This is a genomic window from Pseudomonas sp. S3_A09, from assembly GCF_054668065.1.
Genome location: NZ_CP162752.1, coordinates 2,574,902 through 2,598,615, shown reverse-complemented (window position 1 = coordinate 2,598,615; position 23,714 = coordinate 2,574,902). Strand labels below are relative to the sequence as shown.

Here is a 23,714-nt window from a genome sequence, read left to right as displayed (position 1 = left end):
CAAAGCTACGCGAGGCCATTGGGCGTCGGCGGCAAATGGGCGCACAGGATACCACTGCACCCGGTTGCGCCGCAGTTGACGAAGATCAAGCTTAGGAGTTCGATAGGCGGCTACGCGAGTTCGACCCAAGGAGAAGGCAGATGGCAAAACGTATCCAGTTCAGCGCCCATGGCGGTCCCGAAGTGCTTGAGTATGTGGACTACACCCCAGCGGAGCCTGGCCCGCAGCAAGTGCGCGTGCGTAACGAGGCGATCGGCCTGAACTTCATCGACACCTATTTCCGCAGCGGTCTGTACGCGCCGCCAGCCCTGCCATCGGGTTTGGGCGCAGAAGGCGCCGGCGTGGTCGATGCGGTCGGCAGCGAAGTCACCCAATTCAAGGTTGGCGACCGTGTGGCCTACGGCAGTGGTCCATTGGGTGCCTACAGCCAACTGCACGTGCTGCCCGCCGCAAATCTGGTGCATCTGCCGGACGAGATCAGCTTCGAACAAGCCGCCGGCGCCATGCTCAAGGGCCTGACCGTGCAGTACCTGCTGCGCCAAACCTATGAAGTGAAGGCCGGTGAAACCATCCTGTTCCACGCCGCTGCCGGTGGTGTGGGCTCGCTGGCCTGCCAATGGGCCAAGGCCCTGGGTGTGAAGTTGATCGGTACCGTGAGCTCGCCGGAAAAAGCCGCCCTGGCCAAATCCCTCGGCGCCTGGGAAACCATCGACTACAGCAAGGAAAACGTCGCACAGCGCGTGCTGGAATTGACCGACGGTAAAAAGGTACCGGTGGTGTATGACGGCGTCGGCAAGGACACCTGGTTGACCTCGTTGGACAGCGTGGCGCCGCGTGGGCTGGTGGTAAGTTTCGGTAATGCGTCGGGCGCGGTGGATGGGGTGAACCTGGGGATTCTGTCAGCCAAGGGCTCGCTCTACGTCACTCGGCCGACCCTGGCGACCTACGCCAACAACCCACATAACCTGCAGGCGATGGCGGATGACTTGTTCTCGATGATCAAGAGCGGCAAGGTGCGCATTGATATCAACCAGCGGTATGCGCTGGCGGATGCGGCCAAAGCGCAGACCGAGTTGTCGGGGCGGCGGACTACCGGTTCGACCATTCTCCTGCCATAAGGCTACAGCTCTCCGGGGTCAGTGAGGCCTCTTCGCGAGCAAGCCCGCTCCCAGATGTTGATCGGATTCCCACTGGAGGAACTCGATCGAACGGGGGAGCGGGCTTGCTCGCGAAGGCCACGACTCGGTCTCAGGAGGGCCGCACCACCTCACCCGTCACCAGATCACGAATCAGGCTCGGGTTCTTGCGCCCACCCAGGGCGCCACCCAACACCAGGTCCACCTGGCCACGGAAGTATTGCTCCACGCGAATCCGCGAGCGCGCCGCCGGACGGCCCTGCGGGTTGGCCGATGTGGAAATCAGCGGCCCTACCAGCGAACACAGGTCCCGCACCAGCGGATGGTCAGTCACCCGCAGCGCCACGGTGTCGTGCACCCCCGTGACCCATTCCGGCAACAAGTCCTGATGGGGCACCAACCAAGTATTCGGCCCTGGCCAGGTACTGGCCATGCGGTCGATCCAGTCCTGTGGGAAATCTTCGAACAGAAAGTCGAACTGACGGATGTTGTCCGCCACCAGGATCAGGCCCTTGTCCACCGAACGGTTCTTGATGGCGAGCAAACGGTCCACTGCTTCTTCGTTCCACGGGTCGCAGCCCAAGCCCCAAACCGCTTCGGTTGGATAGGCAATCACCGCGCCTGCGCGAATTTCTCGTGCGGTTTCCAGCACACGCCACCGGTTGACCATTGTTCACTCTCCAGACTAAAGCTCTGCTCAGTTTACCGATCTTCTTTACAAAACCTAGCGGCGCGCAAGCCAGCGCCCGCTCTCGCAGATGACCTGGCCTTCCAGCTCAAGCTCCGTCAGGGTCGCCAGCACTTGGGACAACGGCCTTGCGCTGGCAATCGCCAGGGCTTCACTGGAGTGGGGCGCCGCGTGCAGCAGCGCCACCAGCGGGTGGACCACCGGCATCGGCGCCGGGCGAGACAATGCCTGCCAGCCACGCAACCCTTCCAGGATGTGCTCGATAGTTTCCACTAGCACCGCGCCATCGCGGATCAACTGGTGACAGCCCTTGGCGCCGGGATGATGGATTGAGCCCGGGATCGCATACACCTCGCGCCCCTGCTCGGCCGCCAGTTTCGCGGTAATCAGCGAACCGCTGGCCATGCTGGCTTCCACCACCAACACCCCCAGGGACAGCCCGCTGATGATCCGATTGCGTCGGGGGAAGTTACCCGCTTGGGGCGGCGCGTCCAGGGGGAACTCGGAAACCACGGCGCTGCCTTGGTCAATCATCGCCGCCGCCAGCCGCCGGTGGCGCTGTGGATAAAAATTTTCAAGCCCTGTGCCGAGCACGCCGATTGTCTGGCCGCCCACATCCAATGCCGCCTGATGGGCTGCACCGTCAATGCCCAGCGCAAGGCCGCTGGTGATGACAAAACCGGCGCTCGCCAGACTGCGTGAAAACGCTGCCGCCGTGTCCATGCCGGGGCGCGATGCACGACGACTGCCGACTATCGCCAGTTGCGGTTTTTCCAGGATCGAAGGGTCACCGGCGACGAATAACAGTGGCGGCGCATCATCGATCTGGGCAAGCAGTGCGGGGTAGTCCGGCTGGTCCCACATCAGCAATTGCTGGGCCGGACGCGCCAGCCAGGCCAATGCGTCGCTCGCACCGTCGCGGATTTCATGACTGCGTCGGGCATCGGCGCTGATGGAAGGCAACCCGAGCGAACGCCAGGCACTGGCAGGCGCACTGATGGCTTTTGAGGCAGAGCCGAACGCCTCGATCAACAAGCGAAAACGCTTCGGACCCAGTTCCGGCAGCCTGTGCAAGCGTAGACGCGCTTCCAGTTCTGAGGGGGAGATTTCGTGGTTTTTTGTCGGATACATCTGATCATCCTTGACCGGAACAAGCTGTGGATAACTCTGTTGGTAACTTATTTAGCAGGCTATTTATTGCGTTTGATGGGCAGTCTCGAAACGGTCCATTACGGCCAGGGGCCGTGAGGCATTGAGGACCAGGCCGTAACTGAGTTTTTCGTAGGTGCGAAACACCAACAGTGTGCCGGCGCGTTCATCAGGGAGTTGGGTCGGCGTGCCCGTCAGACTGTCGCGTACCGTGGCGCCAGCCTTGATTACGCTGAGCAGTTGGCCTTCGACCAGGCCGTCACGACGGCCTTTATTCAGGGTTACGGCATCCAGCACGCCGATCTGGGTCACGCCCTTGGGGATATCGATGATCTGCCCTTTGATAAAGCGCGTTGCTGGCGTGACGGCAAAGGCTGCCGGGTCGACGGGTGTTTGCGCACGCAGCAAGCGGTCACCGGGACGCACCTCCTGGGTGACACGCTGCACAGCGAGGGTGGTGAGGTCGCCCGCCGTGACGAAACGGGCGGTGCCAATGTCGTCGGCGTTGATCCCCAGTAGCTCTCGGGTCTGCGGGTCGGTGTAGACCTTGCCACGTCGGAATATGCCGTAATTCGGCTGGGAAGGCTCCAGGTCGCCCCTGGCGTGGACCCGCTCGCCATTGGCGCCAAGCACGCGGCCAGCATCGGCAGCGACGATGTAGGGCGCGTTGTCCAGGTCCTGGGGTGTATCGAGAATGCGGTTATGCAGCAGGAAGCGCTGGATAGCGTGTTGTGTCGGTGGGTCCAGACGCTGGATGGGCTGGGGTAGCAGGGCCATGGAAAACGGGGCCCACAGCAGCAAGACGAGTAGCGATTTCCTCATAGGGTGAATCTCCTTTATTATGTGCGTTCGCGTGAAATGCCTGGGCCTTAGCGGCTTTTAAGGGTTTCACACCGGTCGTGTGGGTCCATCCCAACGCCGATTTGCCTCTACCTCACATGTGCAGCAATTACGCTTATGGCTATTTTGAACATCCTCGAATTCCCCGACTCGCGCCTGCGCACGATCGCCAAACCGGTGGCCGTAGTGGACGACAAGGTTCGTCAGTTGGTCGATGACATGTTTGAAACAATGTATGAAGCCCCGGGTATCGGCCTCGCCGCGACCCAGGTCAACGTGCACCTGCGCGTCGTGGTCATGGACCTGTCGGAAGATCGCAGCGAACCGAAGGTGTACATCAACCCGGAGTTCGAACCGCTGACCGACGAGATGGGCGAATACCAGGAAGGCTGCCTTTCTGTGCCGGAGTTCTACGAGAACGTCGAGCGCCCGCTGCGCGTGAAGATCAAGGCCCTGGACCGCGACGGCAAGCCGTTCGAGCTGATTGCCGAAGGCCTGCTGGCGGTGTGCATCCAGCACGAATGCGACCACCTCAACGGCAAGCTGTTTGTCGATTACCTGTCCACGCTCAAGCGCGACCGGATCAAGAAGAAGCTGGAAAAAAAGCATCGCCAGCAAGCTTGATGCCCTCCTTCCAAAGGCTTGCTGCGGCAAGCCTTTTTCTTTGTGACTGCTTTTAACCGAGACCTCCCATGACCGAGCCACTGCGCATAGTTTTTGCCGGCACTCCTGAATTTGCCGCCGAACACCTCAAGGCCCTGCTTGCCAGCCCTTATGACATCGTCGCGGTATACACCCAGCCGGATCGCCCGGCCGGTCGTGGGCAAAAACTGATGCCGAGCCCGGTCAAACAGCTGGCGCTGGAACACGACATCCCTGTGCTGCAACCGCCGACCCTACGCAACGCCGAAGCCCAGGCAGAACTGGCGGCGCTGAAGCCGGACCTGTTGGTAGTAGTGGCCTATGGCTTGATCCTGCCGCAAGTCGTGCTGGATATCCCCCGTCTGGGCTGCATCAACAGCCACGCCTCGCTGCTGCCTCGCTGGCGCGGTGCGGCGCCGATCCAGCGCGCCGTGGAAGCCGGCGACAGCGAAAGCGGCGTGACCGTGATGCGCATGGAAGCAGGCCTGGACACCGGCCCGATGCTGCTGAAAGTCACCACCTCGATCACCGCCCAAGACACCGGCGGCAGCCTGCACGACCGCCTTGCCGAGCTGGGCCCACCGGCTGTAATCCAGGCCATCGCCGGTCTGGCTGCTGGCACCCTGCAAGGCGACGTGCAGGACGACAGCCTGGCCACCTACGCCCACAAACTGAACAAAGACGAAGCGCGCATCGACTGGCGCCGCCCGGCCGTGGAGCTTGAACGCCTGGTGCGCGCCTTCAACCCATGGCCGATCTGCCACAGCACGCTTAACGGCGAAGCCTTGAAAGTGCTGGCCGCGACCCTGGCCGAAGGCAAAGGCGCGCCCGGTGAAATCATCGGCGCCAGCAAGGACGGCCTAGTGGTCGCCTGCGGTGAACAGGCATTGTGTCTGACCCGTCTGCAATTACCCGGTGGCAAGGCGCTCAATTTCAGCGATTTGTTCAACAGCCGCCGTGAGAAATTTGCCTTGGGCACGGTCCTTGGGGTGGTAGCCCAATGAACCCACGTCTGGCCGCCGCCAAGGCTCTCGCCGCCGTCCTCAGCGGCAAGGCGTCGTTGAACAGTTCGTTGCCCACCCAACTGGACAAGGTCGAAGACCGCGATCGCGGTTTTACCCAGGACCTGGCCTTTGGCACAGCGCGCTGGCAACCACGCTTGTCGGCGCTGGCAGCCACGTTGCTGCAGAAGCCGTTCAAGGCGGCCGACGCGGATGTCGAGGCGCTGCTGCTGGTCGGCCTCTATCAACTGCTCTACACCCGCGTGCCCGCCCACGCCGCTATCGGCGAAACGGTCGGTTGCGCCGACAAGCTGAAAAAACCCTGGGCCAAGGCCCTGCTCAACGCCGTGCTGCGCCGCGCCCAGCGCGAAAGCGAAGCACTGCTGGCTGAACTGGAGCACGACCCGGTGGTGCGCACCGCCCACCCGCGCTGGCTGCAAAAGTCCCTGAAGGCGTTCTGGCCGGAGCAATGGGAAGCCATTTGCGCAGCGAACAATGCGCACCCGCCGATGATCCTGCGGGTCAACCGTCGTCATCACAGCCGTGACGCCTACCTGCAATTGCTCACCGACGCAGGTATCGGCGCCACGCCGTGCGTGTACAGCGTCGACGGCATCGTGCTCGAAGCCGCCACTGATGTGCGCGGCCTGCCGGGATTTGCCGAGGGCTGGATCAGCGTGCAGGACGAAGCCGCGCAACTGGCTGCCGACCTGCTCGACCTTGCACCGGGCCAACGCGTACTCGACGCCTGTTGCGCGCCGGGCGGTAAGACGTGTCACATCCTGGAAGTCGAAAAAGACCTGGTCGGTGTAGTTGCCGTCGACCTGGAAGCCAAGCGCCTGGTGCGCGTGCGCGAGAACCTGGCTCGCCTGGGCCTCAGCGCCGAGCTGATCGCGGCCGACGGTCGTGACACCGCCACGTGGTGGGACGGCAAACCGTTCCAGCGCATCCTGCTCGATGCGCCGTGCTCCGCCACAGGCGTGATCCGCCGCCACCCGGACATCAAGCTCACCCGCCAACCCGACGACATCGCCGCCTTGGCCGTGCTGCAGGGCGAGTTGCTCGACGCCCTGTGGCCCACCCTGGAAGTCGGCGGCATCCTGCTCTACGCCACCTGTTCGACCTTACCGACAGAGAACACCGAGGTGATCGAAGCCTTCCTCGCCCGCACCAGCGGCGCGCGGGAGCTGGACCTCGCCACCACGGCCGGCATCAGGCAGCCCCACGGCCGCCAATTGCTTGCGCAAGAAGGCGGACACGATGGCTTCTACTACGCCAAACTGATCAAGATCGCCGCCGCGCGCGGCTGAATGATTTAAGGGAGTGACCGGATGAAAATCATCATCCTTGGGGCAGGGCAGGTCGGCGGCACGCTGGCTGAACATTTGGCCAGCGAAGCCAACGACATCACCGTGGTCGACACTGACAGCGAGCGTCTGCGCAACCTTGGCGACCGCCTCGACATCCGCACCGTACAAGGCCGCGCATCGTTCCCGACAGTGCTGCGCCAGGCCGGTGCCGACGACGCAGACATGCTGGTGGCCGTGACCAACAGCGACGAAACCAACATGGTCGCCTGCCAGGTTGCCCATACTCTGTTCCACACCCCGACCAAAATCGCCCGTGTGCGCGAAGCGGCCTACCTGACCCGCGCCGGGCTGTTCGACAACGACGCGATTCCCGTCGACGTGCTGATCAGCCCGGAACAAGTGGTCACCCACTACATCAAGCGCTTGATCGAAATTCCGGGCGCCCTGCAGGTGATCGACTTCGCCGGCGGCAAGGCGCAGCTGGTCGCGGTGAAGGCCTATTACGGCGGCCCGCTGGTGGGCCAGCAGCTGCGCCAGTTGCGTGAGCACATGCCGAATGTGGAAACCCGCGTAGCGGCGATTTTCCGGCGTGACCGTCCGATCCTGCCCCAGGGCGATACGGTGATCGAGGCCGACGACGAAGTGTTTTTCATCGCTGCCAAAGCGAATATTCGTGCAGTCATGAGCGAAATGCGCCGCCTCGACGAGACCTATAAACGCATCGTCATCGCCGGCGGCGGGCAAATCGGCGAGCGTTTGGCCGAAGCCATCGAAAGCCGCTACCAGGTGAAGATCATCGAGATGAGCCCGGCACGCTGCCGGCATTTGTCCGACACCCTCGACAGCACGGTCGTACTCCAGGGCAGTGCCTCTGACCGCGACCTGCTGATGGAAGAGAATATCGCCGACGCCGACATCTTCCTGGCCCTCACCAACGATGACGAAGCCAACATTATGTCTTCCCTGCTGGCCAAGCGGCTGGGGGCGAAGAAGGTGATGACCATCATCAACAACCCGGCTTATGTGGACCTGATCCAGGGCGGCGATATCGACATCGCCATCAGCCCCCAGTTGGCCACCATCGGCACCTTGCTGGCCCACGTGCGCCGTGGCGATATCGTCAGCGTGCACTCCCTGCGCCGGGGTGCGGCGGAAGCCATCGAGGCGATTGCCCATGGTGACTCAAAGTCGAGCAAAGTGATCGGCAAGGCCATCCGCGATATCGGCTTGCCGCCGGGCACCACCATTGGCGCGATCATTCGTGACGAAGAAGTGATCATTGCCCACGACGATACAGTGATCGAAACCGGGGACCATGTGATCCTGTTCCTGGTGGACAAGAAACATATCCGCGATGTGGAGAAACTGTTCCACGTGGGCCTGAGCTTTTTCTGATCGAACGGAGAGAACCGATGCTGGAGTCCCTGGAAAAAATGCTCGCCAAAGGTGCGGATAATTCCCTGCTGCGCTTTGGTTTGGGCAAGGGTTATCTGGACCTGAAAGACAACGCCAAGGCAGCGGAGCATCTGCACAAGTGCGTCGAGTTCGACCCGAAGTATTCAGCGGCGTGGAAGCTGCTGGGCAAGGCGCATCAGGGACTGGGGGATAGTGCTGCGGCGCGGCTGGCGTGGCAGAAGGGCATAGAAGCCGCCCAGGCCCATGGCGACAAACAGGCCGAAAAAGAGATGACCGTGTTCCTGAAAAAACTCGACCGCCAGGGGTGAATGGCGATCAACAATGGGGGAGCGGGCTTGCTCGCGAAAGCGGTGTATCAGCGTCACATTCAGTGACTGACATACCGCTTTCGCGAGCAAGCCCGCTCCCACATGGGTTTCGCGGCGAACCGGAGTCAGTATGGAATCAATACCACCGCGCCTCACCCGGCGGGCGTTTCTTGAAGCGCTTCATGCTCCACATGTACTGGCTCGGATAAGCGCCGACATAACGCTCCACCACCTTGCTCATCGCGGCGCAGGACGTGGCGGTGTCGGTGCTGTACATGTCTTCCGGCGCCGCTTCCAAAATCACTTTGTAACCCGAACCGTCCGGCAGCCGCAGCGCATGCAGGAACACACCCACCGCCTTGTGGCCGGCGAGCATGTTCGGCACGAACTTGCTGGTCAGCGCCTGGGTGGCGAAGAACGGCACGAAGATCCCCGCGGATTCCGCCGGCTCGGGATCGGCCGGGATTCCCACCTGGCCGCCTTTGCGCACTTCCTTGATCACACTGAGGATGCCTTCCTTGGTCGACGCGGCCACGCGGTTGCCCAACTGCACGCGCTGTTTTCGCAGTAACTCATCCACCGCCTTGAGCTTGGGTGGGCGGTAGAAAATGATCGGTTTGCACTGGCTGCAATAGAAGTGGTTCAGCACTTCCCAGTTGCCCAGGTGGCTGGTGATGCCAACCACGCCTTTGCCTGAGGCGAGGGCTTCGTGCAGCACTTCCAGGCCTTCGACTTCACGCACCAGGTCGATGGAACGCTGGGCCGGCCAGATCCAGGCGCAGGCGCTTTCGGTCAGGGACTTGCCGATGTCCATCAGGCTGCGGCCGACCAGCGCTTCGCGCTCCGCGGGGTCCATGTCCGGGAAGCACTTGGACAGGTTGATCCGCACCGTGTCACGGGAACGGTTGGGGGTTTTCCACATGATCCAGCCAATCGCGGTGCCGACGGCCTGAACGGCGCGCCAGGGCAGCAGGGCAAATAACCGGAGAGCGCCTACCAGCAAGGCGCCTTTCAACTTTTCCACAGGTCACTCCTGATCGTGTGTGGTGCGCAAAGCCGGCATTCTAACCGGCGTTGGCCAGGTCCGCGTAACGGTCGCAGTCCTGAGTGTGGTCCATGACCATGCCCGAGGCCTGCATGAACGCGTAGCAAATGGTCGGGCCGACGAAGGTGAAACCGGCTTTTTTCAGGGCTTTGCTCATGGCTTCAGCTTCCTGTGTAATCGCCGGTACTTCGCTGCGGTCCTTGAAGTGATTGACCTTGGGTTTGCCGCCGACGAAGGACCAGAGCAACCCCACCGGGTCCTCCAGCGCCAGCCAAGCGGCGGCATTGCGGCGGGTGGCATTGAGTTTAAGGCGGTTACGCACGATACCCGGATCGAGCATCAGCGCTTCGATCTCGGCGTCGCTCAGTTGGGCCAGACGCTGCGCATCAAAACCGAACAAGACCTTTCGATAATGCTCGCGTTTGCGTAAAACGGTGATCCAGGAAAGGCCCGCCTGGAACCCTTCGAGCAAAAGCAACTCGAACAAACCCTGCGCATCGCGCAGCGGCGTTCCCCACTCCTGATCGTGATAAGCCATGTACAGCGGATCTTCAGAACACCAAAAGCAGCGTGGCATAAGGCTCCAGGGAGTGGTGGCAGGGCCGAATCGGGTATACTCCCGCTCTTTAAATCGCAGCCCAAGTAACAGGTGAATTTTGTGAGCCAGCCTACGCCAGCCGTGCGTACCTTCCAAGACTTGATCCTCGCCCTCCAGCAATACTGGGCCGAGCAAGGTTGTGTGGTACTTCAGCCCTACGATATGGAAGTAGGCGCCGGCACTTTCCACACCGCAACATTCCTGCGGGCCATTGGCCCGGAAACCTGGAACGCCGCTTATGTGCAGCCCAGTCGTCGCCCGACTGACGGCCGCTACGGCGAAAACCCGAACCGTCTGCAGCACTACTACCAGTTCCAGGTGGTACTGAAGCCGAACCCGGACAATTTCCAGGAACTGTACCTGGGCTCGCTCAAGCACGTGGGCCTGGACCCACTGGTCCACGACATCCGTTTCGTCGAAGACAACTGGGAGTCGCCGACCCTGGGCGCCTGGGGCTTGGGCTGGGAAGTCTGGCTCAATGGCATGGAAGTGACGCAGTTCACGTACTTCCAGCAAGCGGGCGGCATCGAGTGCTACCCGGTGACCGGCGAAATCACTTACGGTCTTGAGCGCCTGGCCATGTACCTGCAAGGCGTGGACTCGGTCTACGACCTGGTGTGGGCTGACGGCCCGTTCGGCAAAGTCACCTACGGCGACGTGTTCCACCAGAACGAGGTGGAGCAGTCCACCTATAACTTCGAACACGCCAACGTCGACAAGCTGTTCGAACTGTTCGACTTCTATGAAAGCGAAGCCAAGCGCCTGATCGAACTCGACCAGCCGCTGCCATTGCCGAGCTATGAAATGGTGTTGAAGGCCTCCCATACCTTCAACCTGCTGGACGCCCGCCGTGCCATCTCGGTAACCGCGCGCCAGCAATACATCCTGCGTGTACGCACCCTGGCGCGTTCCGTCGCCCAAGCCTATCTGCTGGCTCGCGCCAAGCTGGGCTTCCCGATGGCAACCCCGGACCTGCGTGATGAAGTGTTGGCTAAGCTGGAGGCTGCACAATGAGTGCTCAAGATTTCCTGGTTGAACTGGGCACCGAAGAGCTGCCACCCAAGGCACTGAACACCTTGGCCGACGCCTTCCTGGCCGGTATCGAAAAAGGCCTGCAGACCGCTGGCCTGAAGTTCGAAACGAAGAAAGTCTACGCCGCACCGCGTCGCCTCGCGGTGTTGCTGACCGCGCTGGAAACCCAGCAGCCGGACCGCAGCATCAACCTCGACGGCCCGCCGCGCCAGGCGGCTTTCGATGCCGAAGGCAACCCGACCCAGGCCGCCCTTGGTTTTGCCAAGAAGTGTGGCGTCGAGCTGAGCGAGATCGACCAGAGCGGACCGAAACTGCGTTTCAGCCAGGTCATCACCGGCAAGCCGACCGCCAGCCTGTTGCCGACCATCGTTGAAGACTCGTTGAACGACCTGCCGATCCCGAAGCGCATGCGCTGGGGTGCTCGCAAGGAAGAATTCGTACGTCCGACCCAGTGGCTGGTGATGCTGCTCGGTGACCAAGTCATCGACTGCACCCTCCTCGCCCAGAAAGCCGGTCGTGATTCCCGTGGCCACCGCTTCCATCACCCTGAAGCCGTACGCATCACCTCGCCGGCCAACTACGCCGCCGACCTGCGTGCTGCCTACGTGCTGGCTGACGCCAACGAGCGTCGCGAGTTGATCAGCAAGCGTACCGAAGAGCTGGCCCGTCTGCAGGAAGGCACCGCCATCGTGCCGCCAAACCTGCTCGACGAAGTGACGGCGTTGGTTGAATGGCCGGTGCCGCTGGTGTGTTCGTTCGAGGAACGTTTCCTCGACGTACCGCAGGAAGCGTTGATCACCACCATGCAGGACAACCAGAAGTACTTCTGCCTGCTGGACGTGGACGGTAAGTTGCTGCCGCGTTTCATCACCGTGGCCAACATCGAAAGCAAGGATCCGCAGCAGATCATCGCCGGTAACGAGAAAGTCGTTCGCCCGCGCCTGACCGACGCCGAGTTCTTCTTCAAGCAAGACAAGAAGCAGAAGCTGGAAGACTTCAACCAGCGCCTGCAAAACGTGGTGTTCCAGGAAAAACTCGGTAGCGTCTACGACAAGGCCGTACGGGTTTCCAAGCTGGCCGCCTACATTGCGCCACGCATTGGCGGTGATTCCGCCTGGGCTGCGCGCGCAGGCCTGCTGTCCAAATGCGACCTGGCCACTGAGATGGTCGGCGAGTTCCCGGAGATGCAAGGCGTTGCCGGCTACTACTACGCCCTCAACGACGGCGAGCCGGACGATGTGGCCCTGGCGCTGAACGAGCAGTACATGCCGCGCGGTGCCGGCGCTGAACTGCCGACCACCCTGACCGGTGCAGCCGTGGCGATCGCCGACAAGCTGGACACCCTCGTGGGTATCTTCGGTATCGGCATGTTGCCAACCGGCAGCAAAGACCCCTATGCCTTGCGTCGTGCGGCCCTGGGCGTACTCCGCATCCTGATCGACAAGAAGCTGGACCTCGACCTGACCCAGGCCGTGGTGTTTGCCGTCGGCCAGTTCGGCGCCAAGGTCAAGCAGGCCGGCCTGGCCGAGCAAGTGCTGGAGTTTGTGTTCGACCGCCTGCGTGCGCGTTATGAAGACGAAGGCGTGGACGTGTCGGTGTACCTGTCGGTGCGTGCCCTGCAGCCGGGTTCGGCGCTGGACTTCGACCAGCGCGTACAGGCCGTGCAGGCCTTCCGCAAACTGCCGGAAGCCGATGCCCTGGCCGCCGTGAACAAGCGTGTGTCGAACCTGCTGAGCAAGGCCGAAGGCCTGGGCAATGCCGACGTCGACCCTGGCCTGTTCGCGGATGCCAAGGAGTTCTCGCTGAACTCGGCCATCGCCAAGGCTGAAAACGCCGTGAAGCCGCTGATCGCTGAACGCAACTACGCCGAAGCATTGGCTCGCCTGGCGACCTTGCGTGAGCCAGTGGATGCGTTCTTTGAGGCGGTGATGATCAATGCCGAAGATGCCGGCGTGCGGAAAAACCGCTACGCCATGCTGGCGCGTCTGCGTGGCTTGTTCGTCAACATCGCTGACATTTCGACGCTGAGCTGACCATGTTGAAACTGCTGATTCTCGATCGGGACGGGGTGATCAACTACGACTCCGACGCTTACATCAAGTCGGTGGCGGAGTGGATTCCTTTGCCTGGCTCGATCGAGGCCATTGCGCAGTTGAGCAAAGCCGGCTGGACGGTGGCGATCGCCACCAACCAGTCCGGCATCGCCCGTGGCTACTACGACATCGCCACCCTGGACGCCATGCACACGCGCTTGCGCACGTTGGTGGCGGAGCAGGGCGGTGAGGTGGGGCTGGTGGTGTACTGCCCCCACGGGCCGGATGAGGGCTGCGATTGCCGCAAACCCAAGCCTGGCATGTTGAAAACCATTGCAGAACATTACAACGTGCCGTTAGCTGGGATATGGTTCGTCGGGGACAGCCTCGGTGACCTGGAGGCGGCCAAAGCCGTCGACTCTCAGCCAGTTTTGGTTAAGACCGGGAAAGGCGACAAGACCCAGGCGAAAAACCTGCCGGTAGGCACCTTGATTTTTGACGATCTGGCGGCCGTTGCCGCAGAACTTATCAACAACTAGCCGCCCTCGACTTCCTGACCAAGGAGTGTTCGGGAGTGCGCTTTTAGCAGGCGGGCCGTGTCCCGCAACGGTAAATGCCGCCATGTCGATTTTGCAGGCCATCAGAACCTTTTTCTTTTACCTGCTGCTGGGCACCAGTTCGTTTCTCTGGTGCACCCTGAGCTTTTTTATTGCGCCCTTTTTGCCGTTCAAGGCGCGCTATCGCTTTATCAACGTTTATTGGTGCCGCTGCGCGTTGTGGCTGACCAAGGTGTTCCTGAACATTCGTTTTGAGGTCAAGGGTGCGGAAAACGTTCCGGACCAGCCCTGTGTGATTCTGTCGAACCACCAGAGCACCTGGGAGACGTTCTTTCTCTCGGCGTACTTCTCCCCGTTGAGCCAAGTGCTCAAGCGTGAATTGCTGTATGTGCCGTTCTTCGGCTGGGCCATGGCCATGTTGCGTCCGATCGCCATCGACCGTGACAACCCCAAGGCTGCGCTCAAGCATGTGGCCAAGAAGGGCGACGAGTTGCTCAAGGATGGTGTTTGGGTGCTGATATTCCCGGAAGGCACGCGTGTGCCCTTCGGCACGGTAGGCAAGTTCTCACGCGGTGGTACGGCATTGGCGGTCAATGCGCATCTGCCAGTGCTACCGATTGCGCATAACGCCGGTAAGTTCTGGCCGAAGATGGGCTGGGCCAAGCGCGAAGGCACCATCACGGTGGTCATCGGTAAACCGATGTACGCCGAAGGTGAAGGACCCCGCGCCATTGCAGCGCTGAATGACCGTGCCCAGGCCTGGAATGAAGCACAGCAGAGGGCCATGGGTTCGCTGCCGCCGGAGCCGGTTGTAGTCGACACGCCCATTATCTAAGTATCTGTGGATAACCTGTGCACGGTTTGTTGGCGAATCGCCTTTTTTGTCTTGTAAGAATCTGATTTTATTACATATTTCCCAACATAATAAAATCACGAAAAAGGTGCATAAGTTTTTTCCGCATAAAAAAACCGGTCCTTGCGACCGGTTTTTTATGCACAACTGAAAAGTACGTTTTTTCAGTCGTCCAGCAGCGGCAGTCGAAGGCTGAATGTGGTGCCTTTCCCCACCTCACTTTCGCAGCTGATGCGTCCACCGTGGCGCTCTACCACGGCCTTGACCATCGTCAGCCCCAAGCCCAGTCCTTCACTGCCTTGGGACGAATCGAAACGACGGTATTGGTTGAACAACTCCGGCAGGTCCTCTGCAGCAATCCCCGGGCCCTGGTCGCTGATACGGCATTCCAACCAACCCTGCTCGCTACTGTGCCTCAACCTCACGGTCGTCCCGGAAGGCGAATACTTGATGGCATTCTCCAGCACGTTGAACAACGCCCGTGTGAGCAGTGACTGGTCGGCAGAGACCATGCCTTCATCGGCCTCATCCAAATCGTGGACCAGGTGAATACCTTTAAGTTGGGCGATCAGCGCTACTTGATCAAAGGCATCCATGACCAACATAGCGAACAACGTCGGTTGGAACTGATAACCGTCAGCCTCGGCCTTCGCCAGTTGCACGAAGGATTCGGTGAGGCCCAAGGCGCGGCGAACCTGCTGTTCGATCTGGGCAAAGACCGGGGATTCACCGTTATGCACATCCAGCAACGCGAGGATCGCTGAATGGGGCGCACGCAGGTCGTGAGAGAGGAACCGCAACATGGTCTCGCGGTGTTGCTGGGCGTCGCGCTCCTTACTCAAATCCGTCAGGCTCAGCAGCCAACCGAGGGCGACATCGCCTTCAGCCGGCAGCAAGGGCGCAAGCTCCATGCGCAGGCTGCGTTGGTGGATGTCCCGGAACTCTACAAGCTCCAGCGCTGATAGGGCAGGGCGCACGCCATTGTGCAGCGGCGGGTAGCCCAAGTCGGCCAACTGCTCCAGCAGGTTCTGCGTGACCAGCTCATTACCGAACACCTCGCGGGCAATGCGGTTGGCCAGCAGGATATTGCCCATGGGATCGGTAATCAGCGTCGCCACCGGCAGGCATTCCAGGCCATCGGCCATAAAGCGTCGTGTGTCACGCGTACGGCTGACGGCTTGCTCCAGGGCGAAGATACGCGCCTGCAGTACATCGCCTTTGCTGGCGGGTGCACGGCGCCGTTCGGGCAGGACTTTGGGTTCATTGTCCAGGCGTGCCAGCTCCCAACCGAAATAGGCGAGGATCACGCTGAGGCGGCGCCAGTTCCAGATCAGATAACTGAGCAGCAAACCAATCAGGCAGGCCGCAGGCGACCACCAGTGGCCCAGGCGCAACAAGGCCAAGGACACGAGCAAAGCGACAGCCATGCAGCCCAGGGTCATCCACAGCGCATAGCGCGGCCGGTAGAGCAGCAACCCCAGCAGTAACGCCACCCATGCGGTAGCGATCAATGCGGCGAGCCAGCCCGGTAGATCAACGATGCTGCGGCCTTGGAGCAAACCATTGAGCACGTTGGCCTGTATCTCCAAACCCGCTGTGGTGCCCACCGTGGAGGAAAGAGGCGTGACGAAACGATCGCCCATGCCGGAAGCCGTCGAGCCGACGAGGATCAGGCGGTTACGTAGTCGCTCAGGCGCGACTTCACCGTGTAGGACGCTGACGTAGGACACACTGGGAAAGCGCGTATGAGGTGCGATGAAGGGGATACGGATGGCATGTTCGCGATGCCATTGCTGGGTGACCGATTGCTGAGGCTCGCCCGGCATCTCAGACAGCTCGCCACTCATCTCATAGGCCAACCAGGCCAATTGCGGCGCCTTGGCATCAGGCGGGCCTTCACGCAGATAGAGGCTGCGGACCACGCCATCGCTGTCTGCTTCAACATTGATGTGGCCCACGCCTTTGGCACATTTGAGCAGCGGCATCATCTGTGCGTCCGGTTGGCTGTAGTTCGCAGCACCTTCACGCACCAGAGGCAGCAAGACATTGCCAGCGTTGCAGACCGACTCGGCCAGGCGTTTGTCATTGGCCGGGTCACCGGGCTCACTGAAGATCACATCGAACAAAATGCCCGCCGGTTGCGCGGCGCTCAAGCGATCGATCAGGTCGGCGTGCAAGCCGCGTGGCCAAGGCCATCGGCCAAGCTTTTTCAAACTGGCGTCATCGATCGTCACCAGCAGGATGCGTGGGTCGACCGGCAGCGGGCTGAGGCGACGCAAACTGTCGTATAACGGATTGTTCAAGGCCAAGCCGGGGCTCAACGACAGGTAGGCGGTGATAGGCAACAGCAATAAACCAATCCACAACCACTCACGCACCAGGCCGTGGAACAGCCGCTGAGCATGGGTAGGTTGACGTTTTTCGGCCTTGCCCCAGAGCATCATCGGTCAACGCACCTGAACAGTGGGTGGGTAATAGAAGATGTCATAGACCCCGGTTTCTCCCTCAAGGCCGTGTTCGTCGTAAGCCGACAATCGCACGTGATAGAACGAGGCTTTGAGCCCAGTGAAGCTCATTTTCGGCATGCTGGAGAAGTTTTCCTGCTTGATATTCATAAAGGCTTTGTCGGTGGCGACCTGGGCACGGTATCGCTGGGCGCCGGGCAACGGGCGAAGGTACAAACTCCAGACTGGCGCGTCACCTTTCTGGCCGTCTTGGCCGATAAGCTTCGGCGCCGCAAGCAGCTCCACAGGATTGAGGTCGCCCAGTTTCCTGAAGAGCAGACCTTGGCGAGCGGCCACTTTGATCTCGCTTGTGCGATCGCGATTGACGGCGACCTGGCCGTCCAACACTTCCACAAGCGATCGCTCAGCGTCATTGCGCACCCGAAAATGCGTGCCCCGCACGCCCAGCACACCGACCGGCGTCACGATCTGGAAGCGATCATGATCGCTGGCGCGCTTGATCACGTACGCCTCGACCTGGCCTTGTTCGAGCACCACCTGGGGAATCGACAGTTTCTTCTCCAAGCGCAACCGCACCTGGGAATCAGAAGGCAACACCACGCGGGATCCATCACCGAGCAACAGACTGACAAACGCCGAGGCCGAAGTCTTCACACCTTCCTGTTCATCAACAGTCATGCCTTCCAGCAAAGGCGTCGCCTTGCCCTTGGTATCGAGTTTCCAGGCCTCTCCAGTGAGATGCTGGACCACCGCAGGCAGAGGCTGGACCCGGCACAGAAACTCATCGTCGATGTAAGGCGCTCGAACCTTTGTGGCAGCGCCCGCCGAACCCACCACCATGATCAACAGAGAGGGAAGGGCGCGGCGCAAGTAACTGAGAAGAACAAACATGGCGCTCATCAAGGTCGGGGGTTCCAGAAGGCATCTGACATCAGACACAGGAGTTTACGGCAGCGCATGCGTCGGCTGATCCTTTTCCTTATGGTCAGGAGCCGGTATCTTTCCCACATTGGTATCGAGGACTTTCAATGGGTTAACCGCCCATTGTTCCCAGCGTATAGAGAGATCCGAGGGCTCGATGAATCTGCGCACAATTCTTCAGATTCAAAGACCGGCCGGACGGCTGCCGCACTCTTCAAATGAAAGGACCCACCCATGCGTGTCGCAATACTGGATGACGAACCCGCGGAACTGCGCCGGGTGGAACAGACACTGCGACAAATCCCCAGCACCGCCGAACAGCCCTGGACGCTGCATTGCTTCGAACGTGGTGAAGACCTGCTTCGTCAATTGCGCCGGGAAACCTTCGACCTGTTGATACTCGACTGGCAACTGCCGGATATCACCGGCATCGCATTGCTCCGCTGGACCCGCGAACACATGGAATCCCCGCCTGCTGTCATCATGCTCACCAGCCGTGATGCCGAGAGCGACATCGTCACCGCGCTCAACAGTGGCGCGGATGATTACGTCAGCAAACCGTTTCGCCCCAATGAACTGAAAGCACGGGTTACGGCGGTGCTGCGTCGGCATGGCCTGCAGAAGTCTGCTAGCCATGAAGTGCAAAGCTTCAACGACTTGACCTTTGACGATGCCGAATTGACGGTGACCCGAGCGGGAAAACCCATCAACCTCACAGAACGGGAGTATCGCTTGGCTAGCTGTCTGTTTGCCAACCTGGCGCGACCGCTGTCTCGCGAGTACCTCTACGAGCGATTCTGGACCCATGAAGAAATGGTGTCTTCACGGCCGCTGGATACACATATCTACCGGTTAAGAAACAAACTCGGGCTGACGGCGGACCGAGGTTGGCAGTTACTGACCATCTATGGGTATGGTTATCGATTGGAGAGTGTGGCGGCCGCTTCTCAAAGTTAGTGTGCTGATGTTCCACGTGGAGCATTTTAAAAATCAACGTGTTTTACCCAATAAAAAAGGCCAACGTTTAAGCGTTGGCCTTTTTAGTTTGACGGGCTTACCGGGATCAGAAGTCCAGGTTGGAAACCGCCAGGGCATTGCTCTCGATGAAGTCACGACGAGGCTCGACCGCATCACCCATGAGGGTGTTGAAGATCTGGTCTGCGCCAATGGCGTCTTCGATGGTCACACGCAACATGCGACGCTGAGCAGGGTCCATGGTGGTTTCCCACAGCTGATCCGGGTTCATTTCACCCAGACCTTTGTATCGCTGGATGGTGTGACGCTTGGTGCTTTCCGCCATCAGCCAGTCGAGGGCTTCCTTGAATTCCTTGACCTGCTTCTTGCGTTCGCCACGCTGAATATAAGCGCCGTCGTCCAACAGGGTGCTCAGTTGAGCGCCCAGCGTTACCACGGTCTTATAGTCATTGCTGCCGAAGAAATCACGGTTGAACGTGACGTAGTTCGACAGACCGTGGGAGATCAGTTCGACCTCAGGCAGCCACACGTTACGTTCACGGTCTTCTCGCAGGCTGGCCTTGTACACCAGACCAGACTTCTCGACGGTACGCAGGCGCACCTCGTACTGAGCCAGCCAATCTTGCATCGCTGCGTGATCGCCCAATTGCTCAAGGCTGACAGCCGGCAGGTAGATGAAGTGCTCGGTCAATTCCTGAGGGTAGAGACGCGACAGGCGCTTGAGGGTCTTCATCACCATGCGGAAGTCGTTTACCAGACGTTCCAGCGACTCACCGGAAATGCCCGGCGCTTCGTCGTTCAAGTGCAGGCTGGCATCTTCCAGAGCCGACTGCGTCATGTACTCTTCCATGGCGTCGTCGTCTTTGATGTATTGCTCTTGCTTGCCTTTTTTCACTTTGTACAACGGCGGCTGAGCGATGTAGATGTAGCCACGCTCGATCAACTCCGGCAACTGACGGAAGAAGAACGTCAGCAGCAGCGTACGAATGTGCGAACCGTCGACGTCAGCATCGGTCATGATGATGATGTTGTGATAGCGCAACTTGTCGATGTTGTACTCGTCGCGGCCGATACCGCAGCCCAACGCCGTGATCAAGGTACCGACTTCCTGGGAGGAAATCATCTTGTCGAAGCGAGCCTTCTCGACGTTGAGGATCTTGCCTTTCAACGGCAGGATGGCTTGGGTGCGACGGTTACGACCCTGCTTGGCGGAACCGCCAGCAGAGTCACCTTCCACCAGGTACAGTTCGGAGAGGGCAGGGTCCTTCTCTTGGCAGTCAGCCAGTTTGCCTGGCAAGCCTGCGATATCCAGCGCGCCTTTGCGACGAGTCATCTCACGGGCTTTACGCGCCGCTTCACGAGCACGCGCGGCGTCGATCATCTTGCCGACAACCAGCTTGGCTTCGTTCGGGTTCTCCAGCAGGAAGTCGGAGAAGTACTTGCCCATCTCCTGTTCCACCGCAGTCTTCACTTCGGAAGACACCAGCTTGTCTTTGGTCTGAGAGCTGAACTTCGGATCAGGTACTTTTACCGAGATAATCGCGGTCAGGCCTTCACGGGCATCGTCACCGGTGGTGGCGACTTTGTGCTTTTTGGCCAGGCCTTCGGCTTCAATGTAGGTGTTCAGGTTACGCGTCAGTGCGGAACGGAAACCCACCAGGTGAGTACCACCGTCGCGCTGAGGAATGTTGTTGGTGAAGCACAACAGGTTCTCGTTGAAGCTGTCGTTCCACTGCAGAGCGATTTCCACGCCGATGCCGTCTTCACGCTGAATGTTGAAGTGGAACACCTGGTTGACCGCGGTCTTGTTGGTGTTCAGGTATTCAACGAATGCGCGCAGGCCACCTTCATACTTGAACAACTCTTCCTTACCGCTGCGCTCATCCTTGAGGACGATACCCACACCGGAGTTCAGGAAGGACAGTTCACGAATACGCTTGGCCAGGATGTCCCAGCTAAAGTGGATATTCTTGAAGGTCTCAGCCGATGGCTTGAAGTGGATCTGCGTACCGGTGGTTTCACTGTCACCGACGATTTTCATCGGTTCTTTTGGAACACCGTGAACGTAGGTCTGTTCCCAGATCTTGCCACTGCGGCGAACAGTCAGGATCAACTCTTCAGAAAGAGCGTTCACTACCGAAACGCCCACACCGTGCAGACCGCCGGAAACTTTATAGGAGTTGTCGTCGAACTTACCGCCGGCGTGGAGCACGGTCATGATGACCTCTGCTGCCGAAACGCCTTCTTCTTTGTGTACGTCTACCGGAATGCCGCGACCATTGTCGCGCACGGTAATAGACTCATCCGGGTGGATGATGATGCTGATGTCGTCGCAGTGACCGGCCAGAGCTTCGTCGATGGAGTTGTCGACCACCTCGAACACCATGTGGTGCAGACCGCTACCGTCATCAGTGTCGCCAATGTACATACCGGGACGTTTGCGTACGGCATCCAAACCTTTCAGCACTTTAATGCTGGTCGAGTCGTACGTGTTTTCTTCGCTCATGCCTTCACTCCCGATGGTCGTGGGTCTGGGTGATACGGCCTTGTTCCACGTGGAACAAAGCGACTGGCGTTTCCGTCTGCCAGCCTTCCCTCAATAATTCGTGGTCTACACAGGTGATAAACACCTGGCAGCGTAATTCTTCCAACAAGCGGCATAACGCGCGGCGGTGTTGCTCATCGAGCTCCGACGGCAAGTCATCCACCAGATAAATACACTGACCGCGCCGGGCCTGGCTAACCAGATGGCCCTGGGCGATGCGCAATGCACACACCACCAACTTCTGCTGACCACGGGACAAAATATCCGCGGCATTGTGAGCGCCTAGTCTAAGACGCAAATCAGCCCGTTGGGGTCCGGCCTGGGTATGGCCAATTTGCTGATCCCGCTGCAAGGACGTCGCGAGCACTGCACTCAGCTCACGTTCTTTGTCCCAGCCACGGTAGTAACTCAGCGTCAGCCCTTCGAGTTCCAGCAACTCACTCAAGGTCTGCTCAAAGACTGGTTTCAAGGCTTTGATATAAGCACGGCGGTATTCATCTATTTCGTCGCTGGCCAGGCACAGTTCCCGGTCCCAGGCCGCTTGCGAAGCGGCGTCAAGTGTACCATGCCGCAGCCATGAGTTCCGCTGCCGCAGGGCCTTCTGCAGGCGCTGCCAAGTGGCCATGAAACGCGGTTCCACGTGGAACACTCCCCAATCGAGGAACTGCCTGCGGATTTTTGGCGCGCCTTCCAATAGGCGGAAACTGTCGGGGTTGATCAATTGCAGCGGCAGGATCTCTGCCAGCTGCGCAGCACTGCGCGCGTTTTGCCCGTCAATGCGAATCTGGAACTCTCCGCCGCGATCACGGGATATCCCCAGGCTGCTATGCCCACCTTCAGCTAGTTCGACTTGGCCAAACACTGTGCACGCCAACTGCTCGTACTGGATAACCGGTAACAAGCGAGCGCTGCGGAAGGAACGAGCAAGCCCCAGCAGGTGAATGGCTTCCAGCACGCTGGTTTTGCCACTGCCGTTGGCGCCGTGGAGGATATTGATGCGGGGAGAGGGGGAGAAGGTCACCGGGTGCAGATTGCGCACCGCGGTGACCGAGACGCGACTGAGGGACATCTAGCTTCTGCTGAGCATGATTACAGGCGCATCGGCATGACAACATACGCCGAGTCGTCATTGTCGGATTCCTGTACCAGCGCGCTGCTGTTGGAGTCCGACAGAATCAGGCGAACCTGTTCGGTGGTCATCACACCCAGTACGTCCAGCAGGTAGCTCACGTTGAAGCCGATTTCCAGGGAACCTCCGTTGTAGTCGACGCCCACTTCTTCTTCCGCTTCTTCCTGCTCCGGGTTGTTCGCCTGGATTTTCAGCTGACCGTTGGCCAGTTGCAGACGGATACCCCGGTACTTCTCGTTGGACAGAATCGCGGTACGGCTGAACGCTTCACGCAGCGCTTGACGATCCCCCAGCACCAACTTGTCGCCACCTTTGGGCAGCACACGCTCGTAATCCGGGAACTTGCCATCAACCAGCTTGGAGGTGAAGGTGAACTCGCCGGTGGTCGCACGAATGTGGTGTTGACCCAACACAATGCTGACGTTGCCTTCCGGCTCGGTAAGCAGGCGCGCCAGCTCAAGAATACCTTTGCGCGGCACGATCACCTGGTGACGGTCCGGCTGACCGATATCGGCGCGCATAGAGCACATAGCCAGACGGTGACCGTCGGTTGCCACGGCGCGAATGATGCCTTCCGAGACTTCCAGCAGCATGCCGTTGAGGTAGTAACGCACGTCTTGCTGAGCCATGGCGAAGCTTGTGCGCTCGATCAAACGACGCAGCTTGCTCTGCTCCAGGCTGCAGGTCAGCGAGCCTGGGCCTTCTTCCACTGTCGGGAAATCATTGGCCGGCAGGGTGGACAGGGTGAAGCGGCTGCGACCCGCCTTGACCACCAACTTCGCCTCATCAACCTTGATGTCGATCAGCGCGTCGTTAGGCAGGCTTTTGCAGATGTCCATCAGCTTGCGCGCGGGTACGGTGATCTCGCCCGGTTCGGCGGGCTCTTCCAGCTGCACACGACCCACCAGCTCGACTTCCAGGTCAGTACCGGTCAAGGACAATTGCTGGCCTTCGACTACCAGCAATACGTTGGAAAGCACCGGCAAGGTCTGTCGGCGCTCGACGACGCCTGCGACCAGTTGCAGGGGTTTCAACAGGGCTTCGCGTTGAATGGTGAAATGCATGGTCTAG

Annotated in this window: 21 protein-coding genes; 11 read left to right on the top strand and 10 right to left on the bottom strand. The window is 60.0% G+C overall.

Translation table 11 applies throughout. The features are described 5' to 3' along the window. The first annotated feature begins 140 nt into the window (after positions 1-140). The gene (locus tag AB4N92_RS12310; RefSeq protein ID WP_198581247.1) at positions 141-1,118 is read left to right on the top strand and encodes a quinone oxidoreductase family protein; all 978 of its coding nucleotides are present in this window, start codon (positions 141-143) and stop codon (positions 1,116-1,118) included. A gap of 130 nt (positions 1,119-1,248) precedes the next feature. On the opposite strand, the gene AB4N92_RS12305 is transcribed toward AB4N92_RS12310, so the two are convergent. From AB4N92_RS12305 to AB4N92_RS12295, 3 genes are all read right to left on the bottom strand, one after another. Continuing rightward, positions 1,249-1,806 carry an L-threonylcarbamoyladenylate synthase type 1 TsaC gene (locus tag AB4N92_RS12305; protein ID WP_010207742.1) on the bottom strand — a complete coding sequence of 186 codons (558 nt, stop codon included), beginning with the start codon at positions 1,804-1,806 and terminating at the stop codon, positions 1,249-1,251. Positions 1,807-1,860: 54 nt separating this feature from the next. Then, positions 1,861-2,955: a DNA-processing protein DprA gene (gene dprA, locus AB4N92_RS12300; RefSeq protein WP_047542377.1), complete on the bottom strand. Its 1,095-nt coding sequence runs from the start codon at positions 2,953-2,955 to the stop codon at positions 1,861-1,863. A gap of 63 nt (positions 2,956-3,018) precedes the next feature. Further along, positions 3,019-3,795: a hypothetical protein gene (locus AB4N92_RS12295; protein ID WP_042571106.1), complete on the bottom strand. Its 777-nt coding sequence runs from the start codon at positions 3,793-3,795 to the stop codon at positions 3,019-3,021. Between the two features lie 135 nt (positions 3,796-3,930). Here AB4N92_RS12295 and def point away from each other — a divergent pair, with 135 nt between their 5' ends. From def to AB4N92_RS12270, 5 genes are all read left to right on the top strand, one after another. Then, positions 3,931-4,437 carry a peptide deformylase gene (gene def / locus AB4N92_RS12290; RefSeq protein ID WP_010207739.1) on the top strand — a complete coding sequence of 169 codons (507 nt, stop codon included), beginning with the start codon at positions 3,931-3,933 and terminating at the stop codon, positions 4,435-4,437. 68 nt (positions 4,438-4,505) lie between these two features. Continuing rightward, positions 4,506-5,459, top strand: coding sequence for a methionyl-tRNA formyltransferase (gene fmt / locus AB4N92_RS12285; RefSeq protein ID WP_021491426.1), 954 nt, complete (start codon positions 4,506-4,508; stop codon positions 5,457-5,459). Then, a complete protein-coding gene (gene rsmB, locus AB4N92_RS12280) occupies positions 5,456-6,766 on the top strand; it encodes a 16S rRNA (cytosine(967)-C(5))-methyltransferase RsmB (RefSeq protein ID WP_044286387.1) in 1,311 nt (436 codons plus the stop codon). The genes fmt and rsmB overlap by 4 nt, the downstream gene beginning before the upstream one ends. Before the next feature lie 21 nt (positions 6,767-6,787). Then, positions 6,788-8,161, top strand: coding sequence for a Trk system potassium transporter TrkA (gene trkA / locus AB4N92_RS12275; RefSeq protein WP_010207735.1), 1,374 nt, complete (start codon positions 6,788-6,790; stop codon positions 8,159-8,161). Positions 8,162-8,178: 17 nt separating this feature from the next. Continuing rightward, entirely contained in the window at positions 8,179-8,490 is a 312-nt protein-coding gene (locus AB4N92_RS12270; protein WP_010207734.1) for a hypothetical protein, read from the top strand. Positions 8,491-8,626: 136 nt separating this feature from the next. On the opposite strand, the gene AB4N92_RS12265 is transcribed toward AB4N92_RS12270, so the two are convergent. Further along, the gene (locus AB4N92_RS12265; RefSeq protein WP_010207733.1) at positions 8,627-9,514 is read right to left on the bottom strand and encodes a lysophospholipid acyltransferase; all 888 of its coding nucleotides are present in this window, start codon (positions 9,512-9,514) and stop codon (positions 8,627-8,629) included. Between the two features lie 40 nt (positions 9,515-9,554). Further along, a complete protein-coding gene (locus tag AB4N92_RS12260; RefSeq protein ID WP_010207732.1) occupies positions 9,555-10,112 on the bottom strand; it encodes a DNA-3-methyladenine glycosylase I in 558 nt (185 codons plus the stop codon). Positions 10,113-10,193: 81 nt separating this feature from the next. Between AB4N92_RS12260 and glyQ the strand changes: the two genes are divergently transcribed. The 4 genes from glyQ to AB4N92_RS12240 all read left to right on the top strand — a co-directional run bounded on the left by glyQ (position 10,194) and on the right by AB4N92_RS12240 (position 14,590). Beyond that, a complete protein-coding gene (gene glyQ, locus AB4N92_RS12255) occupies positions 10,194-11,147 on the top strand; it encodes a glycine--tRNA ligase subunit alpha (RefSeq protein WP_003187265.1) in 954 nt (317 codons plus the stop codon). Beyond that, complete coding sequence (gene glyS, locus AB4N92_RS12250) at positions 11,144-13,198, top strand: glycine--tRNA ligase subunit beta (RefSeq protein ID WP_010207731.1); 2,055 nt, start codon at positions 11,144-11,146, stop codon at positions 13,196-13,198. Before glyQ ends, glyS begins: the two co-directional genes overlap by 4 nt. 2 nt (positions 13,199-13,200) lie before the next feature. Continuing rightward, positions 13,201-13,737, top strand: coding sequence for a D-glycero-beta-D-manno-heptose 1,7-bisphosphate 7-phosphatase (gene gmhB, locus AB4N92_RS12245; protein ID WP_021491428.1), 537 nt, complete (start codon positions 13,201-13,203; stop codon positions 13,735-13,737). An 82-nt stretch (positions 13,738-13,819) separates the two neighbouring features. Beyond that, positions 13,820-14,590, top strand: coding sequence for a lysophospholipid acyltransferase family protein (locus AB4N92_RS12240; protein WP_010207729.1), 771 nt, complete (start codon positions 13,820-13,822; stop codon positions 14,588-14,590). Between the two features lie 182 nt (positions 14,591-14,772). Here the strand turns inward: AB4N92_RS12240 and AB4N92_RS12235 are convergent, their stop codons facing one another. Then, positions 14,773-17,052 (bottom strand): CHASE2 domain-containing protein, encoded by a 2,280-nt coding sequence (locus tag AB4N92_RS12235; protein ID WP_010207728.1) that lies wholly within the window; start codon positions 17,050-17,052, stop codon positions 14,773-14,775. Between the two features lie 3 nt (positions 17,053-17,055). Then, positions 17,056-17,913 (bottom strand): FecR family protein, encoded by an 858-nt coding sequence (locus AB4N92_RS12230; protein WP_236266999.1) that lies wholly within the window; start codon positions 17,911-17,913, stop codon positions 17,056-17,058. A 315-nt stretch (positions 17,914-18,228) separates the two neighbouring features. On the opposite strand from AB4N92_RS12230, the gene AB4N92_RS12225 reads away from it, so the two are divergent. After that, positions 18,229-18,951, top strand: a complete 723-nt coding sequence (locus AB4N92_RS12225) for a response regulator transcription factor (protein ID WP_010207724.1) — start codon at positions 18,229-18,231, stop codon at positions 18,949-18,951. Between the two features lie 106 nt (positions 18,952-19,057). On the opposite strand, the gene gyrB is transcribed toward AB4N92_RS12225, so the two are convergent. Genes gyrB through dnaN form a run of 3 tightly spaced genes read right to left on the bottom strand, consistent with a single transcriptional unit; the run spans position 19,058 to position 23,707 of the window. Next, positions 19,058-21,475, bottom strand: a complete 2,418-nt coding sequence (gyrB, locus tag AB4N92_RS12220; protein ID WP_010207722.1) for a DNA topoisomerase (ATP-hydrolyzing) subunit B — start codon at positions 21,473-21,475, stop codon at positions 19,058-19,060. Between the two features lie 4 nt (positions 21,476-21,479). Further along, the gene (recF, locus tag AB4N92_RS12215) at positions 21,480-22,583 is read right to left on the bottom strand and encodes a DNA replication/repair protein RecF (protein ID WP_021491432.1); all 1,104 of its coding nucleotides are present in this window, start codon (positions 22,581-22,583) and stop codon (positions 21,480-21,482) included. 20 nt (positions 22,584-22,603) lie between these two features. Next, positions 22,604-23,707, bottom strand: a complete 1,104-nt coding sequence (dnaN, locus tag AB4N92_RS12210) for a DNA polymerase III subunit beta (RefSeq protein WP_010207719.1) — start codon at positions 23,705-23,707, stop codon at positions 22,604-22,606. Positions 23,708-23,714: the final 7 nt, after the last annotated feature.